Origin of the sequence: Mucilaginibacter sp. PAMB04168 (genome assembly GCF_039634365.2) — a bacterium.
Classification (GTDB): Bacteria; Bacteroidota; Bacteroidia; order Sphingobacteriales; family Sphingobacteriaceae; genus Mucilaginibacter.
In genome coordinates, this window is the sequence record NZ_CP155079.2 from 3,739,034 (window position 1) to 3,753,975 (window position 14,942).

General features: G+C 44.2%; 15 protein-coding genes. 8 read left to right on the forward strand and 7 right to left on the reverse strand.

What is annotated here, in order from left to right; translation table 11 throughout:
• Positions 1-40: 40 nt before the first annotated feature.
• Entirely contained in the window at positions 41-727 is a 687-nt protein-coding gene (locus tag ABDD94_RS15805) for a hypothetical protein (protein ID WP_345951130.1), read from the forward strand.
• A 12-nt stretch (positions 728-739) separates the two neighbouring features.
• Here ABDD94_RS15805 and ABDD94_RS15810 read toward each other — a convergent pair whose 3' ends face one another.
• Positions 740-2,632, reverse strand: coding sequence for an ATP-dependent DNA helicase RecQ (locus tag ABDD94_RS15810; protein WP_345953077.1), 1,893 nt, complete (start codon positions 2,630-2,632; stop codon positions 740-742).
• Between the two features lie 240 nt (positions 2,633-2,872).
• Between ABDD94_RS15810 and ABDD94_RS15815 the strand changes: the two genes are divergently transcribed.
• Complete coding sequence (locus tag ABDD94_RS15815; protein ID WP_345953078.1) at positions 2,873-3,304, forward strand: hypothetical protein; 432 nt, start codon at positions 2,873-2,875, stop codon at positions 3,302-3,304.
• Here the strand turns inward: ABDD94_RS15815 and ABDD94_RS15820 are convergent.
• A complete protein-coding gene (locus ABDD94_RS15820; RefSeq protein ID WP_345953079.1) occupies positions 3,301-3,684 on the reverse strand; it encodes a hypothetical protein in 384 nt (127 codons plus the stop codon). The genes ABDD94_RS15815 and ABDD94_RS15820 overlap by 4 nt on opposite strands.
• Positions 3,685-3,887: 203 nt before the next feature.
• Between ABDD94_RS15820 and ABDD94_RS15825 the strand changes: the two genes are divergently transcribed.
• A complete protein-coding gene (locus ABDD94_RS15825; RefSeq protein WP_345953080.1) occupies positions 3,888-4,175 on the forward strand; it encodes a hypothetical protein in 288 nt (95 codons plus the stop codon).
• Positions 4,176-4,381: 206 nt separating this feature from the next.
• Here ABDD94_RS15825 and ABDD94_RS15830 read toward each other — a convergent pair whose 3' ends face one another.
• The 3 genes from ABDD94_RS15830 to proS all read right to left on the reverse strand — a co-directional run bounded on the left by ABDD94_RS15830 (position 4,382) and on the right by proS (position 8,041).
• Positions 4,382-5,239, reverse strand: coding sequence for a TIGR02757 family protein (locus ABDD94_RS15830; RefSeq protein WP_345953081.1), 858 nt, complete (start codon positions 5,237-5,239; stop codon positions 4,382-4,384).
• Positions 5,240-5,338: 99 nt separating this feature from the next.
• Positions 5,339-6,478 (reverse strand): cystathionine gamma-synthase, encoded by a 1,140-nt coding sequence (locus ABDD94_RS15835; RefSeq protein ID WP_345953082.1) that lies wholly within the window; start codon positions 6,476-6,478, stop codon positions 5,339-5,341.
• 90 nt (positions 6,479-6,568) lie between these two features.
• On the reverse strand, positions 6,569-8,041 hold the full coding sequence (proS, locus tag ABDD94_RS15840; RefSeq protein ID WP_345951123.1) for a proline--tRNA ligase: 1,473 nt from the start codon (positions 8,039-8,041) through the stop codon (positions 6,569-6,571).
• 103 nt (positions 8,042-8,144) lie between these two features.
• Here proS and ABDD94_RS15845 point away from each other — a divergent pair, with 103 nt between their 5' ends.
• Positions 8,145-9,044: a hypothetical protein gene (locus tag ABDD94_RS15845; RefSeq protein WP_345953083.1), complete on the forward strand. Its 900-nt coding sequence runs from the start codon at positions 8,145-8,147 to the stop codon at positions 9,042-9,044.
• A 21-nt stretch (positions 9,045-9,065) separates the two neighbouring features.
• Complete coding sequence (locus ABDD94_RS15850) at positions 9,066-10,520, forward strand: hypothetical protein (protein WP_345953084.1); 1,455 nt, start codon at positions 9,066-9,068, stop codon at positions 10,518-10,520.
• A gap of 77 nt (positions 10,521-10,597) precedes the next feature.
• Here ABDD94_RS15850 and ABDD94_RS15855 read toward each other — a convergent pair whose 3' ends face one another.
• Positions 10,598-11,077, reverse strand: a complete 480-nt coding sequence (locus ABDD94_RS15855; protein WP_345951120.1) for a DNA starvation/stationary phase protection protein — start codon at positions 11,075-11,077, stop codon at positions 10,598-10,600.
• Positions 11,078-11,173: 96 nt separating this feature from the next.
• Here ABDD94_RS15855 and ABDD94_RS15860 point away from each other — a divergent pair, with 96 nt between their 5' ends.
• Genes ABDD94_RS15860 through ABDD94_RS15870 form a run of 3 tightly spaced genes read left to right on the forward strand, consistent with a single transcriptional unit; the run spans position 11,174 to position 13,508 of the window.
• Positions 11,174-11,932: a DUF4905 domain-containing protein gene (locus ABDD94_RS15860; RefSeq protein WP_345953085.1), complete on the forward strand. Its 759-nt coding sequence runs from the start codon at positions 11,174-11,176 to the stop codon at positions 11,930-11,932.
• 15 nt (positions 11,933-11,947) lie between these two features.
• Positions 11,948-12,877: a LysM peptidoglycan-binding domain-containing protein gene (locus tag ABDD94_RS15865; RefSeq protein WP_345953086.1), complete on the forward strand. Its 930-nt coding sequence runs from the start codon at positions 11,948-11,950 to the stop codon at positions 12,875-12,877.
• On the forward strand, positions 12,852-13,508 hold the full coding sequence (locus ABDD94_RS15870; protein ID WP_345953087.1) for a uridine kinase: 657 nt from the start codon (positions 12,852-12,854) through the stop codon (positions 13,506-13,508). The genes ABDD94_RS15865 and ABDD94_RS15870 overlap by 26 nt, the downstream gene beginning before the upstream one ends.
• 55 nt (positions 13,509-13,563) lie before the next feature.
• Here ABDD94_RS15870 and ABDD94_RS15875 read toward each other — a convergent pair whose 3' ends face one another.
• Positions 13,564-14,928, reverse strand: coding sequence for a D-alanyl-D-alanine carboxypeptidase (locus tag ABDD94_RS15875; RefSeq protein ID WP_345953088.1), 1,365 nt, complete (start codon positions 14,926-14,928; stop codon positions 13,564-13,566).
• Between the last annotated feature and the right edge of the window lie 14 nt (positions 14,929-14,942).

Consider the following 14,942-nt stretch of genomic DNA (forward strand, 5'->3'; position numbering starts at 1 on the left):
ATTAATAAGTTTAACCAAAAATTTATATAGCGTTAAACTTGTGAAAAAATCTTATTTCGTAGCCTTATTTATTTTGCTACAGCTGGTTGCAAAAGGCCAGGTCATTAACCAATTTTCCAGATTTGACTTCAGCATATCCGGAGGTATCAGCAAGTCATTTACCGATGAAAGAAACTCAGATGTTGCCGTTCTTGGTTTGGCAGGCATAACTTACAACCAAACACCTTACATAAATTACGTTGCAGAGATACAAGGCGGTCAGTTTATGGGAAACAGTAACTATGCTAACTCGTTACAGAGAGATTTTAAAACCAACTATCTGGCGCCAAGTTTCAGGGTACAGTTTCAATTGGGCGAGTTTGTAGATTATAACAGCAGCAGTTTTTTAAACACTTTAAAAAATATGTATATCAGTCCGGGTATAGGCGTTATTTATACCCGATCAAACGTAAACACTATTGCTGCATCCGGTAGCAGCTATACCACAGGCTATGATAAGGTAGTTGATTATTCAATGTTTATTCCGGCTCGTTTGGGTTATGAGTTTAAGATTTTTGTAGAGGATGAACCATTCATGAAAATTGATGTAGGGTATCAATTCAATTACCTTATTGGCGATAAATTGGATGGTAACCTCAGCGGTAAAAGTAATGACATGTTTCACCAGCTCACACTGGGTTTTAAATTTGCTATTCCGGGAGTTACCACTTACCGTAAGCCTATTTAGGTGAAAACAGCATCAGAGGTAATAAGCTTCGCCATTGCTTTTAACCCGACCGTTATCAAGCAACTGCCTGATCACGGTCAGTCTGTCGGCACTTTTGCCGTGTTTAAGCGAGGTAACCAGCTGTTCGAGATGCAAAGGGCCAGTGTTTAAGAGCTGAAGTATTTCTTCGGTAATTAAGCCCTGCAACTGACCAGCGTTTTGGGCCTGCTTCTCACGGCGGCAAACATCACACACGCCACATTTTGGAGCGTTCAACTCGTTGAAATATGCCAACAATTGCTGGCTACGGCATTGATTGTGGGTTACATAGCCCAGCATGGCTTCCATCTTTTTGCGGTACACGGCCTTACGGTTTTCCAGGTATTGGCGGTCAATCCATAAATGGTCTGACGTTTGGCGGGCTTTAAGATAGGTAACCTGCGGTTTATCGGTTTGCGGCAGGTAGGTTAAAACACTAAAGTCATTCAGCTGCTGCATAGCATCAGTTACCTGCTGTACGCTGAGGTTAGTACGCCGGGCAATATCAAACTCGCGCATGCGGGTATAGTTCTCAAATGCGCCACCGTATGAGCGCAGCAGCGTTTTTATAAAAGGATCCCAAGCCGGGTTTTGTATCTGGAAATTATATAGTTCCTCGTGTCCTATCTCAAATTGAAATCGGGAAGGTAGAAAAACGCTTTCGTTGAATGACAGGTATTCGCCCTGTTCCAAAAACTTAAGCGCATTTAAACTTTTCAAGGCATCGAGCTTAAAACGACTGCTAAAATCAGCCAAATCCAGATCAAAGCTCATACCCTCGCCAGCCCCATAGGCCAGCTGGTAATAATTGGCCAGGTAATGATATACCTGCTTAATTTCTTCTACGGTTGGAAATGCTACTTCAAATTTACGTTGCTGTTTAAGGCGGTCGTTTTCGTTATAAAACAGCACGGCGTAAGCTTTTTGCTCATCGCGCCCCGCCCTACCGGCTTCCTGATAGTAGGCTTCCAGGCTTTCGGGCAAATCTTTGTGCATTACATAGCGCACATCGGGCTTGTCAATACCCATACCAAAGGCGTTAGTGGCTACTATAATCCGTATATGATTGTTTTTCCACTGCTCTTGCCGGGCGGTACGCAAATCACCGCTCAGGCCTGCATGGTAATAATCGGCCGGGATGCCGTTCTCGTTAAAGAAGCGGGCCAGTTCGGTCGTTTCCTTTCGGCTGCGCACATAAACAATGCCGCTGCCGTTTACGCTTCGCGCCACCTCCAGCATACGGCGAAGCTTATTTTCTTCATGTTGTATCCGGTAACTTATATTCTGCCGCTCAAAGCTTTGCTGAAAAACATTGCGTTCCCTGAATAGCAGCTTATCTTGTATATCGTCCTTTACCTCGGCTGTGGCCGTCGCTGTCAGGGCCAGGATGGGCACCTTGGGGTGCAGCTGCCGCAAATCGGCCACGTGCAAATAAGGCGGACGGAAATCATATCCCCATTGTGATATGCAATGCGCCTCGTCAACCGCAATCAGGTTTACTTTCATGTACTTGATGCGTTCCCTAACCAAGTCGCTCATCAACCGTTCTGGCGAGAGATACAAGAATTTCACCGGGCCATAAATGCAGTTATCCAGTGCAATATCTACCTCACGCTTACCCATGCCCGATACAATGGCAACAGCCTCAATACCCTTTGCCTTCAGGCCATCTACCTGGTCTTTCATCAGGGCAATTAAAGGCGAAATAACCAGGCAAATACCCTCCATAGCCAGGGCCGGCACCTGGTAGCAAACCGATTTACCCCCACCCGTGGGCAGCAAGGCCAGCGTATCGCGCCCCTGCATTACCGACTCGATAATGGGCTGCTGCAACGGCCTGAAAGCCTCATGTTTCCAGTAATGCTGTAGTATTTGCGCTATGGTCATGTTTTGGTACAGCAAGTATAACGCATTTTGAGGCTGGGTGTGTGCGGGCGAAGTAGATTTGTTGGCTTTACAGCAGGCTAATGCCCGTTAGCATACTAATTGGCAGTCTAACCCTGTGAACGGTGGCGCGGTAATTAATTTAAAACGCTTGTACCGAATTGTACTTAAAGTGCATGCCGTGGGAATTGGCTCCGGAAGCCTTATCGATAATATCAATACAAAGATATTCCTATTCAATGCATGAAACTATTAGTTTATTTAGCAACGCTCCTATTACTAACATCAAAGCTATCTGCGCAAGTTATTAAAGCTGAAGAGGCTGCGGCAAACATTGGCCGGTATGGTTATGTGGACGGACAAGTTTACGAAATCAGAAAAATAGCGAACACTAAAACCACATTGATATATATAGGCGATCACCCCCCTAAACACCAGCTTGCAGTAATAGTAAAAGATAATACCGTTGGCTTAAAGTATTTAAAAAACTACACCGACATGTTAGGTGAATATGCCCGGGTACGCGGCACGTTAATTAAATATGGCGGCAAGCCGGCTATTGTACTACCTAATTGGGAAGAAGTACGGACGCTGGATTTTAAGGATGAGTCGCCAAAAAACTATGACAAAATCAGAACAGAACTTAGACAGCACCTCCGGCAGTTTGTTGATTAATGCTGCTCTAATGACAACCGCATAAATTTAAGCACCTCATCTGTAAGGTCATCTGTACTGTACATTCTGAAATGATGATTAACCTGACTTGTGCTACCAGGTACCAGGCCAATTTTGGTGAAGCATAAATTATCGTAATAGGCTTCTTTAAAAGGAAATACTACATTTATAAAATTCTTACCTAGCTGCGTTATCCAGGCTACACGTTTATCGGGATGACCTATGGCAATCATGGTTTTAGTAGGATGAAGCATGATGTTTCCCAGCCGTGCATATTGTTGTACGAAGTATTGGAACAAAGCAAGCGTCTGTTCGGATTTTCCGCTTAAAAAGGCCGCAATGAGTTCCGTATCGCCTGCAGATTGCGTATAGTTTTGCATAATTGAATATACTGAATTTTGTCGCATCGGTTCGCTAAAGCAGGCGCTTAAACAGCTAATTAAACCTTTTTATTTCTTAATAGTCAAAAAAATGTCTATTGAAAGCAAAAAACGCTTTGTGATAGCGGTGAAGATCATACTAGTACTAGCCGATCCTGGCCCGTCATGTATTTGACGGGCCTTTTTATAAAACTAATTTAAACATGGAAATTGATTTAACGCTCAATGTACTGGAAGAGACTGTAAGCAGCTTTTTCAAAGACTTTTTTGATGAAATGGATTTACGAGCTGTTCACATTCCTACCAAGGCGGTTGTGCTTACCGCCAGCCGTAAAGGATTTCAGTTCAAGCACACATTTAATTTAATGGAGTGGGATGTATACTTTGGCGCCAAACTGCAATTACAGGCTCTCCGTAGCATCAGAAGCATCATAGTACGGCAAGAACAAGCCTTATTAATGGAAAAACCAAAGGTTGATGGGAACATTTAAGCGTGCAGCAGCAATTAGCTGATAAGCATAATTCATGTTCGGGAAAACACAGATCAGTGTTCACTGTGCACACGAAATGTTCAAGGTAAAGGTTGCTTCTTTTCCCACATTAACACGGGTTTGAACGCAGATTAAATTTAGTACCGACAAAACCACGTGGCGAAAAATAACGGTCTTGCTTCTAACCAATCAACTACTCTTAACTCTTATAAGCCTGCCAGTATGTTATCCAGCCCCCAGCGCTCCTCTATCCCCAGTCCAAACAGTGCAAAGTCGTATTTTACCGGGTCGAGCGGGTCAAACTGGCGCAGGTGTTCGGTAAGTTCGAGAGCGGTTTGCCAGTCGGTTTGTTTGCGGGTAATGAGTTTCAGCCTGCGTGCTATACGGTCTACGTGCAAATCGCAAGGGCAAACCAGTTCTGCCGAATTGATGCGGTTCCAGATGCCAAAATCTACCCCCTGCTCGTCCTTACGTACCATCCATCGCATAAACATATTCAGCCGCTTGCAAGTCGATTTTTGCGATGGCGATGATACATGCTTCTTGGTACGGTGCGGATAATCGGGCAGCGAAAAGAAGTATGAACGGAAATGATTGAGCATAGCTTCAGCTTCCAAGCCGGCTCCTTCCCTGTTCTCTAAAGAGAAAATATATTCGGGGCTTGGCAACTCCTGCTCCACCTTCGGGCGGCCAGGGGGTAAAAACGCATCCTCCAAGCTCTCATATTGCTTATAATGCTGTTTAAAAAAGCTTATGAAGTAAAGGGTATCAACATCGTTAAAAGTGCGGTGCTTAAAGCTAAGCAAACGTTTCAAGTCGGGCTCCTGGTGGTTGACAATGAAGTCATACGGAGCGCCATCCATCAAGGCAATCAACTCCCGGCATTTTTTGATGATGGTTACCCGCTGCCCCCAGGCCAGTGTAGCGGCCCAAAAGCCCATGATCTCGATGTCTTGCTGTAGCGTAAACTGGTGGGGGATTATAATAGGGTCGTTTTCAATAAACTCCGGCCGGTTGTACTGCGCTACTTTAGAATCGAGAAAGGCTTTAATATCGGTAACCATGTATGGAGAGTAAAGAATAAAGAGTCAGGAATCAAGACTAAGATCCATATTGCCTAATATGACTTAAATGTCCTGCTTCCTGACTCTCTACTCTTGATTCTAGCTTAATGCGTTCTTCAAATCTTCCAGCAAATCCTCAATATCTTCTACGCCTACGCTGATGCGCAGCAGGTTATCTACCACGCCGGCTGCTTCGCGGGTTTCGCGGGGTATCGAGGCATGCGTCATGGTAGCAGGGTGATTAATGAGCGATTCAACGCCACCTAATGATTCGGCCAGTGTAAATACTTTGAAGTTAGAGGCAATTCGGAAAGTTTCCTTTAAATCGGCTCCTTTAAGCACAATGGAGATCATGCCGCCAAAATCGCGCATTTGTTTTGCGGCAATATGATGGTTTGGATGATCGGTAAAGCCCGGCCAAAAAATGCGCTCCACCTTAGGGTGATCTTTCAAAAATTCGGCAACGGCACGGCCGTTTTCGCAGTGGGCTTTCATGCGCAGGTGCAGCGTTTTAATACCGCGCAGCGCCAAAAAGCTATCCATTGGCCCCGGTGTAGCACCGCAAGAGTTATAGATGAACCACAAGCGTTTATACAAGTCCTCATCATTCATCATCAAAGCTCCCATAACCAGGTCAGAGTGACCGCCAATGTACTTGGTAACTGAATGCATCACCAGGTCGGCCCCTAAATCCATTGGGTTTTGCAGGTATGGCGAGGCAAAAGTATTGTCAACCACCAGCAATACATTGCTGGCTTTGGCTATGCCGGCTACTTCCTGTATATCTACCACCTGCATGGTGGGATTAGTTGGCGTTTCGATCCATATCATTTTGGTGTTGGCGTTTACATACTCACTGATAATTTCAGGTTTATGCAAATTCACAAAATGGAACTTAATGCCATAGTTAGCAAATATTTTGGTGAAGATACGGTAAGAGCCACCATACAAATCATTATTGGTTATTACCTCATCGCCTGGCTTTAATAGCTTCATTACCGCATCAGTAGCGCCCATGCCACTTGAAAAGGCCAGGCCGTACTTTGCATTTTCCAAGGCCGCCAGGCAATCCTCCAGCGCTTTACGCGTAGGGTTAGTACCGCGCGAATACTCGTAACCTTTATGATCGCCCGGCGCGGCTTGTGCATAGGTTGACGTTTGATAAATAGGCGTCATCACCGCACCCGTAGTTGGGTCGGGGTGCTGGCCTGCATGTATAGCTTTAGTTGCGAATTTCATGTTTATGTTTTCTTTACCCGGTTGTCTGCTACCTATGTTAATCTTAATATATCCAAGATACTTTCTGCAACAGGCAACCGCTAACTCAATTTAGTACGCTCTTGCAAACAACACCCTTTGGGTTGATGGCTTGCCGGTTAAAATGCATTTGCCTTCTTCCTGTTTGTTGTTTAAAGGTATGCAGCGTATGGTAGCTTTAGTTTCTTCTTTAATGCGTTGCTCGGTTTCAGACGTGCCATCCCAGTGGGCAGAAAGGAAGCCGGGTTTTTCGTCCAGCAGACGTTTAAATTCTTCGTAGCTGTCAACCTCGGTGGTGTTTTCGGCTCTGAAATTAAATGCCTTTTGGTAAATATTAGCCTGAATCTCTTCCAGCAGCTTTTCAATACGGTCGGCTAAGCCTTCCTGGTTTACGGTCTCCTTGGTTTTGGTATCACGGCGTGCCAGTTCAACCGTGCTGTTCTGCATGTCGCGGCTGCCTATGGCTATACGCAACGGCACACCTTTCAGCTCATACTCGGCAAACTTAAAGCCCGGGCGTTGTGTATCGCGGTCATCAAATTTTATGGAGATACCTTTTGCACGCAACTCGGCAGTTAAACCTTTAACGTAGGTACGTATGTTCTCCAGTTCCTCATCATGCTTGTAAATAGGCACCACTACAACCTGTATAGGCGCTAATTTTGGTGGCAATACTAAACCGGCATCATCAGAATGCGTCATCACAAGCGCGCCCATTAAGCGGGTTGATACGCCCCATGAGGTGGCCCAAACATAATCGAGCTTACCTTCTTTGCTGGTGAACTTTACATCAAATGCTTTCGCAAAGTTCTGACCTAAGAAGTGCGATGTACCTGCCTGCAAAGCTTTTCCGTCTTGCATCAACGCTTCAATACAATAGGTATCTAACGCACCCGCAAAACGTTCGTTAGGTGTTTTACGGCCTTTTACTACCGGCACGCCCATCCAGTTCTCCACAAAGTCGGCATAAACCTCCAGCATTTGTTCTGTTTCGGCTACAGCTTCTTCGGCTGTGGCGTGTGCGGTATGGCCTTCCTGCCATAAAAATTCACTGGTACGTAAAAATAAACGTGTACGCATTTCCCAGCGTACCACGTTAGCCCACTGGTTAACTAAAATGGGTAAATCGCGGTAAGATTGTATCCACCCACGGTAGGTATTCCAGATGATGGTTTCAGAGGTAGGACGAACAATCAGTTCTTCTTCTAATTTTGCATCCTCATCAACAATAATGTTCCCTTCACCATCGTTCTTTAACCTGTAATGTGTTACAACCGCACACTCCTTAGCAAATCCTTCCACATGGCTCGCTTCTTTTGAGAAGAAAGATTTTGGTATAAACAGCGGAAAATATGCATTGCTGTGCCCGGTATCCTTAAACATTTTATCCAACGCGGCCTGCATTTTTTCCCAAATGGAATAGCCGTATGGCTTAATGATCATGCAGCCTCTTACCGGTGAATATTCGGCAAGATCAGCTTTTATTACAAGGTCATTAAACCATTGCGAGTAATCTTCGTCTTTACTAATAATCCCCTTGCTCATATGTACTTTTGTGGAATAGATTTTGACTATTGAATGTGTTATATTGCGTCAAATTTATAAATTAATTATGTTTTTAAACTTCAACTTTTAACTTCCCTATAAAATGAAAAGGAACATACTGCACACCTTCGTTCTTTTAAGTGCACTAGCACTGGCTTCCTGTTCAACCACCAATAAAGTTGCGTCTAATCAGAAAGTTGATGATGACGTTTATTTTAGCAAGGCTGAAGCCGGCGAGGCGCCTGTTTACCGCCAGCCCGTAAGTGGCGACCTGTACACACAATCCAACACCGGCGATGATGATTATTATTACTATTATGATAGCTATTCATCACGTATAAATCGTTTTGGTTACAACTCACCGTTTGATTATTATGATGATTACTATTACGGATATTCGCCATATGCTTACAATAACCCATACGGCTATGCCGGCGTTGGGTCATACGGCGGGGGCTGGGGTTTGGGCCTTGGCTTAGGCTATGGTTACGGCGGGTACGGTTACGGCGGCTTTGGATATAACCCATGGGGTTATGGCTATGGTTTAGGCTATGGCTACGGTGGCTTATACTCACCTTACTCCTACTGGGGTACTGGGTACGGCTATGGCGGCGGTTACTGGGGTGTTTACTCGGCTAACAATACGGTAGCCAGGGCACGTCCATACCGTGGATCAGGTTTCCCTAGTTCTAATACAGGAGGCCGCACATCCGGCCGTCCGGTTGGCTATAATGGCAATTATCCAAACACAATGAGCTATCCCGGCCGCAGAACCAGCAGCGTAGAAGGCAACACTTATGGTGGCAACGGCGCAAGACCAACACGCGGCGCTGCAAGCCCTCAGCCAGTTTACCGCCCGCAACGTACTGAGGTTAGTCGCCCAACCTATCAACCAGCTTCTGTAGACCGGAGCATGTCTTCTGGTTCACAATCATCCGGTAGTTCATCATCAGGTGGCGGCGGTGGTGGTAGCAGAGGAGGCGGCCGTCCATCAAGACCTTAATATCTTATTGCATATACTTCAATGAAAATCAAATATTCATTACTGGCAATGGCTACAGTAGCCATTACACAGCAGGCTTTTGCTCAATATTCGCAAGATGCCATACGCTTTTCGGGGTCGCAGGCCGGCTCAACATCGCGTATTAAGGCAATCGGTAATGCTAACGTTGCTGTTGGCGGTGATTTGACCGCCATTGGTAGCAATCCAGCCGGACTGGGCTTTTTTACCCGTTCGGAACTTAGTATTACACCGGAGTTTAACATGAGTAAAAGCAATAGTTCTTACTTAACCGGTAACTCTAACGATAAACGAAACGATGCTAATTTTAATAATGCATCTGTAGTTTTCTACGGTAAATTAAACAAAGGTCGGGGTGAGGATAAAACTAAGGGCTGGTTAAGTGTAAACTTTGGCGCATCATATGCCCGCACTAATAATTTTTATCAGAACACTTATTATAGTGCCGTTAATCCCAACAGCTCTATTGCAGATTACTATGCCTACCTGGGAAACCAGGCTGTCGACAATGGCTTTAGTTTGGATGGTTACCTGGAAGGTTGGGCGCGCAATCATCAGTTAATTAACAACAATGCAGATCCCAATACTTATGTGCCTGCAACAACTTTGGGTGGTACCCAGTCAAACACAATTACATCAACCGGCGGCCAAACCGAATACAATTTCTCTTTTGGTGCTAACTACAGCAACAAGCTGTATATAGGTGCTGGTTTTGGCATTACCAATATACGTTACAACAGTACTTCCGATTTTGTAGAAGATAACTTTAACCTTGCTAATAATCGCGATTTTATCTCTACTTATACACGTGATCAGGTTACTAAGGGAAATGGTTTTAACGCCCGTTTTGGTTTTATATACAAACCGGTAGAAGCTGTGCGTGTAGGCGCAACAGTAACGACACCAACATGGTATACGGTTGATGACAACAGTTATGAGGGCTTGGCCACCAACTATGTGGGTGGTGCTAACTACCGTAACAGCGACACCTACCCTGCGCGTTATAACATGCGTACACCGTTTAAGGTTGCCGGTGGTTTAGCTGTGTTTTTGGGTAAGGCTGGCTTTATCACCGGTGATGTGGAATATCTGGATTATACCAGCACCAAAATTACCAGCGATGACTATGATGTTACCCAAGATAACAATGATATTAAACGTAATTACCAATCGGCCGTTAATGCACGTATAGGTGCCGAAGCCCGTTTACCTGGAAGCTTCTTTTTAAGAGGTGGTTTCGGTATACAAGGCAGCCCGTCCAAAACTAATGCAAGTGACATCAAAACGGCAAGTGGCGGTTTAGGTTACCGTTTTGCTAATTATTATATTGATGCCACTTATACCCATGTAAGGCGCACAAACTCGCAGCTGCCCTATGATATAGGTGATTTTAGCCCTGTTGTTGATATCAAAAGTAAAAACAGCAACGTATTCTTAACCATGGGCTTAAGATTTTAAAAGACCAAAAAGCAATAATAAAAAAAGGGTCGGCTATTTTAGCCGACCCTTTTTTTATTGATAACATGTTACTCAGATTAATCTTCATTTACAAATGAACGCAGCATCCAGGTGTTTTTCTCTTTGTACTGCATAAAACCGTTCACCATATCATTAGTCCCGTCGTCGCCGGCAGCAGCACTTATCTCTAAAATTTCGCGTTCTTTTTCAATTAGTATCGCCATATCTTCAATTAAGGCCTTAACTAAAAAAGTATCGGTTTGACCAATGGTGTTTACTTCTTTTATGGTAGATACCCTGATGTAGTCGTCAAAAGTACTATAAGGCGGTTTTCCTAAGGTTAAAATACGCTCAGCCAAATCATCAATGGTTTGTACCGCGGTGGTGTACATTTCCTCAAATTTAACATGCAGTGTGAAAAAGCTTGGCCCTTTAATATTCCAGTGGCAACCTCTTATTTTTTGATAGTGAATATGATAGTTTGCTAATAGCTCATTCAAATGATCAACAACTGGTTTTACCTCTTTCTCGTCGAGGCTTATTTCTTTTGCATCCATGGTACGATTTGTATTTATAAAGTTAGATTTTCAACACAAACCTAAAGTAAGTGTTTCAAAAAAGCTAACATTTAAATAAAAAGACTACTTTTAAACATGACTCAGTTAAAGCTGTTGATAGCCGAGCATTTTGATGGAGAAGTATGGCGCATGGAAATAGACCCTGTAACTCATACTCTGTTTGCTGAAATACGTAAAAGTGAAGACCGAAAAGTAAGCTTTGCCGCACTTGGCCTTACCAGCGGTAAAACTTATTTTAAAAATCACACCATTGATGAAAGTTGGTTAACCGGTATTGAAACTGCTTATGACGGTGTTTTGCTGCTCCATTACTACCAAACAGCCGGCAGCCCGGCACACAAAGGCCTGGCAGCTATTGAAGCCGAAAACGGACAAGTACTTTGGCATAACTTTAACTACACTTTTGACCACCTAAGTGCTAACGGCCCTGTCGTGTTCGATAACCGGCTGCAGCCACCCAGCTATAAGCTTGCAAACATTAAAACAGGCGCTGTACAACGTAATTACAATGCGGCTATTGATATAGTGGCCGACAACAAGATCATCCTTCCGCAAGTTATACCTTTGCCTGACAATTTTCCAAAACTTCCGGTGGAGCCCCACCGTAACAGTGTGCATTACGTAGAGCACAATAGCTTAAGAATTGTATCTTTGCACGCGTTTTGGGCAGGCCAGCTAAGGCAGTACTTATACCTTTACCAGGATGATGAGTTAGTTTTTGAAGATATATTAAATACCAATATACAAAAATTGCAGCCCGAGGCGTTTGTTTTATACCATAATCAACTTATCTACCTGAAAGACAAAGTAGAGATTAAGGTATTGAATTTATAGCTGAAAAGTTTAAACATGACATTGAAAATTTCTGTACTGGCAGGTGTATTATCATTGCTAACTGCACCGCTAATAGCCCGCCCCCTGCTCGACTCTGTTGGCGTCGAAAACCAGGATGGCAAAAAGATCATTCTGCATAAACTGGAACCCAAGGATAACTATTTCTCAATTGGTCGCCGGTATAACATTAAACCCGGTGTTATTATTCAATACAACAACAATGCTTCGCTTAGGGTTGGTGGTATTATTAAAGTACCAACCGAACAGCCCTTTGTTATAGCCGGTTCGCAGCAAGCCAGCACAGGTACAATCAATCAGGGTACTGCCAACGGAGCTATTACCGAATACAAAGTATCGGCCGGTGAAACATTATACGCTATATCCAGGCGTTTCAGCGTTCGGGTTGAGGATATTATTAGCCAAAATAATTTAAAATCAAGCAGTCTGTACCCGGGTCAGATATTGCAAATACGCGCAGTAACCACAGCTGCAACGCCGCCGCCAGTTGCCCAAACCACTACAACACAACCGGCCGCAGTTACAACACCACCTGTAACCGCACCTGCAGTTACCAAGCGTGATTCTATTCTTGTTGCCAAAACCGACACTAGTGCTGTTGAGCGCCGTTTACCGGCTAACCGTTATGGCTTAACCGAACGGAACGAGAAAGGCGTAGCTACCTATTTTGATGATGCAGGTTTAGGCCTTGACCCAAACAAGAAACTGGTTTTACACCAAACTGCGCCAATAGGTACCGTATTTAAGATTACCAATCCTATGACTAACCGTACCACTTACGCCAAAGTGGTAGGCCGTTTTACCGATAACCAAATGACTAAAGATGTAATCATTGTGCTCACTAAAAGTGCAGCCGATGCCTTAGGTGCGCTTGATAAGCGTTTTCAAGTAAATATTAGCTATGGAACGCCAAGTGAGCAACAATAAGCCTTACATCATTGGTATTGCCGGCGGTAGCGGCTCGGGCAAAACCTTCTTTTTAAAATGTTTTTTGCAGCACTTTACGGCTGATGAAGTATGCCTCGTGTCACAGGATGATTATTACATCCCGGTTGCCCACAATATGACGGCCGAAGAAAACAAGTTGTATAACTTCGACCTGCCCCGTACTATCGACAGCAAACATTTTCATGATGACATCATAAGCCTGATGAATTATGAAACGGTATTGAAACAAGAGTATACTTTCAATAACCCTACTGCAGTACCTAAAACGCTGGAAATTAAACCCGCACCCATACTGATTGTGGAAGGTTTATTTATTCTGCATTTTAAGGACATTGCCGAAAAGCTTGACCTCAAAATATTTTTAGAGACCGATGAAGATGTAGCGCTTAAACGTCGCCTTAAACGCGATTTGGAAGAGCGGGGTTACTCGAATGACGACGTAATGTACAAATGGCACAACCATGTAGTACCTGCTTATAAGGAGTACTTGTTACCCTATCGCGAAACATGTGATAAAATTGTGGTGAATAACACGCAGATAGCCGACGATATAATCAAAATAACCGATGACATATCGGCCGAATTAAGGCACAAGCTTTTTAACGAGTAACAAAAAAGGAGTAGCTGATTTAGCTACTCCTTTTTTGTTGCAAGACTGTGCAGAATCAAAACTGCTCGTGTATTTGGGTCATGATACGCACCATCTCGCCGCGTATGTCGGCTGTTGGGCGGGTGTAATTGTTGTTCATGTAAGAGAAAAGCAGCTTTTTGCCTTTGCGGGTCACAATATAGCCGCTCTGGTTGTGGTTATTAGATAAACTGCCGGTTTTACCCCAAACAAACGGCACACCATTATCGGTCTTATAGGCGCTTTTGAGCGTACCCGATACACCGCCCGTTGGAAATAAGTTGTGCATGCGCTCCTCGCTACCCAGCTTGGCAGATATTTTAGTTAGCAAAGCAATGGTAGTACGCGGCGTAAACAAATCCTGCCGCGAAAGCCCCGAGCCATCCACCCACTGTGGCACATCGGGCAAATCGCTCATATAGTTCTTTATGCTGTGTGCAATAACGGCCGACGTACTTAAGGCGCCGCCACGTAAGGTAGATGAACATACCAGCAATAATTGCTCGGCTATAAAGTTATCACTTGGCAACATCATGCGCTTATACACCGAGTCTGATGATGCAGAATAAAGTGTACGGGCGCTGTCTGGCATATTCAGCCTAATTAAGCTGATGGGTTTCTTTAGCGTATCCTGCAATAAAGCGAGTGTTAACTCCGGACTGGTTTTCCAGGGTATTTCCTGACGGAAATTTGCCGGCACAGGCATGGCCGGGTAACGGAACTTATTTTCGGTAAGCGAACGTTCCACTTCAAATGAACGCGGATGAAAGGATGTATCCTGCTGTAAATAAACTTTAAAGTAAGCAGGCCATATTTGCAAGCCACCTTTGCCATCGGCAGAAATTACAGCTACATTATCCATCACAGGCATATCGTTAATTTCGGCCTGAAAATAATACTTGTAATTATCGTAAGGCCAGTTCGCACCATAAAAGTCGCCTTTGTAGTTGGTTGGCGAATAAAACAACCGCTTGGATGAATGCTTAAGCAGCTCAAAAGCCTTGGTCGATTTTAAGGTTGAATGCAGGAAAGACGGATCTCCCGTACCCCAAAAAATCAGTGAATCGCCTTTGTTTACATAACGCAAGCCGGGGATAGAGTCACCCAGCATCTGCAGTGCAGTATACAGGGTGTAAAGTTTGGTGTTGGATGCCGGTATAAAGTATCTGTCGGCATTCATTTCGTATATCATCTTTTTCTGTTCCGGATCGTATAAAGCGAAGCCGGTATAGTGGTCGCGGTTAATGGCCGAAGATTCCACCATTTTGCGGATCTTATTTTTGGGTATGCTTTGTACGGTGCACCGGCTTAGCACTACGCAGACCAGAAGCAAACCCAGCAGCAATTTACCCTTAAGGCATACCGAAGATGGGTTAGCGGATAATGTAAGGCATTTATTCATTGTATAATTTTACA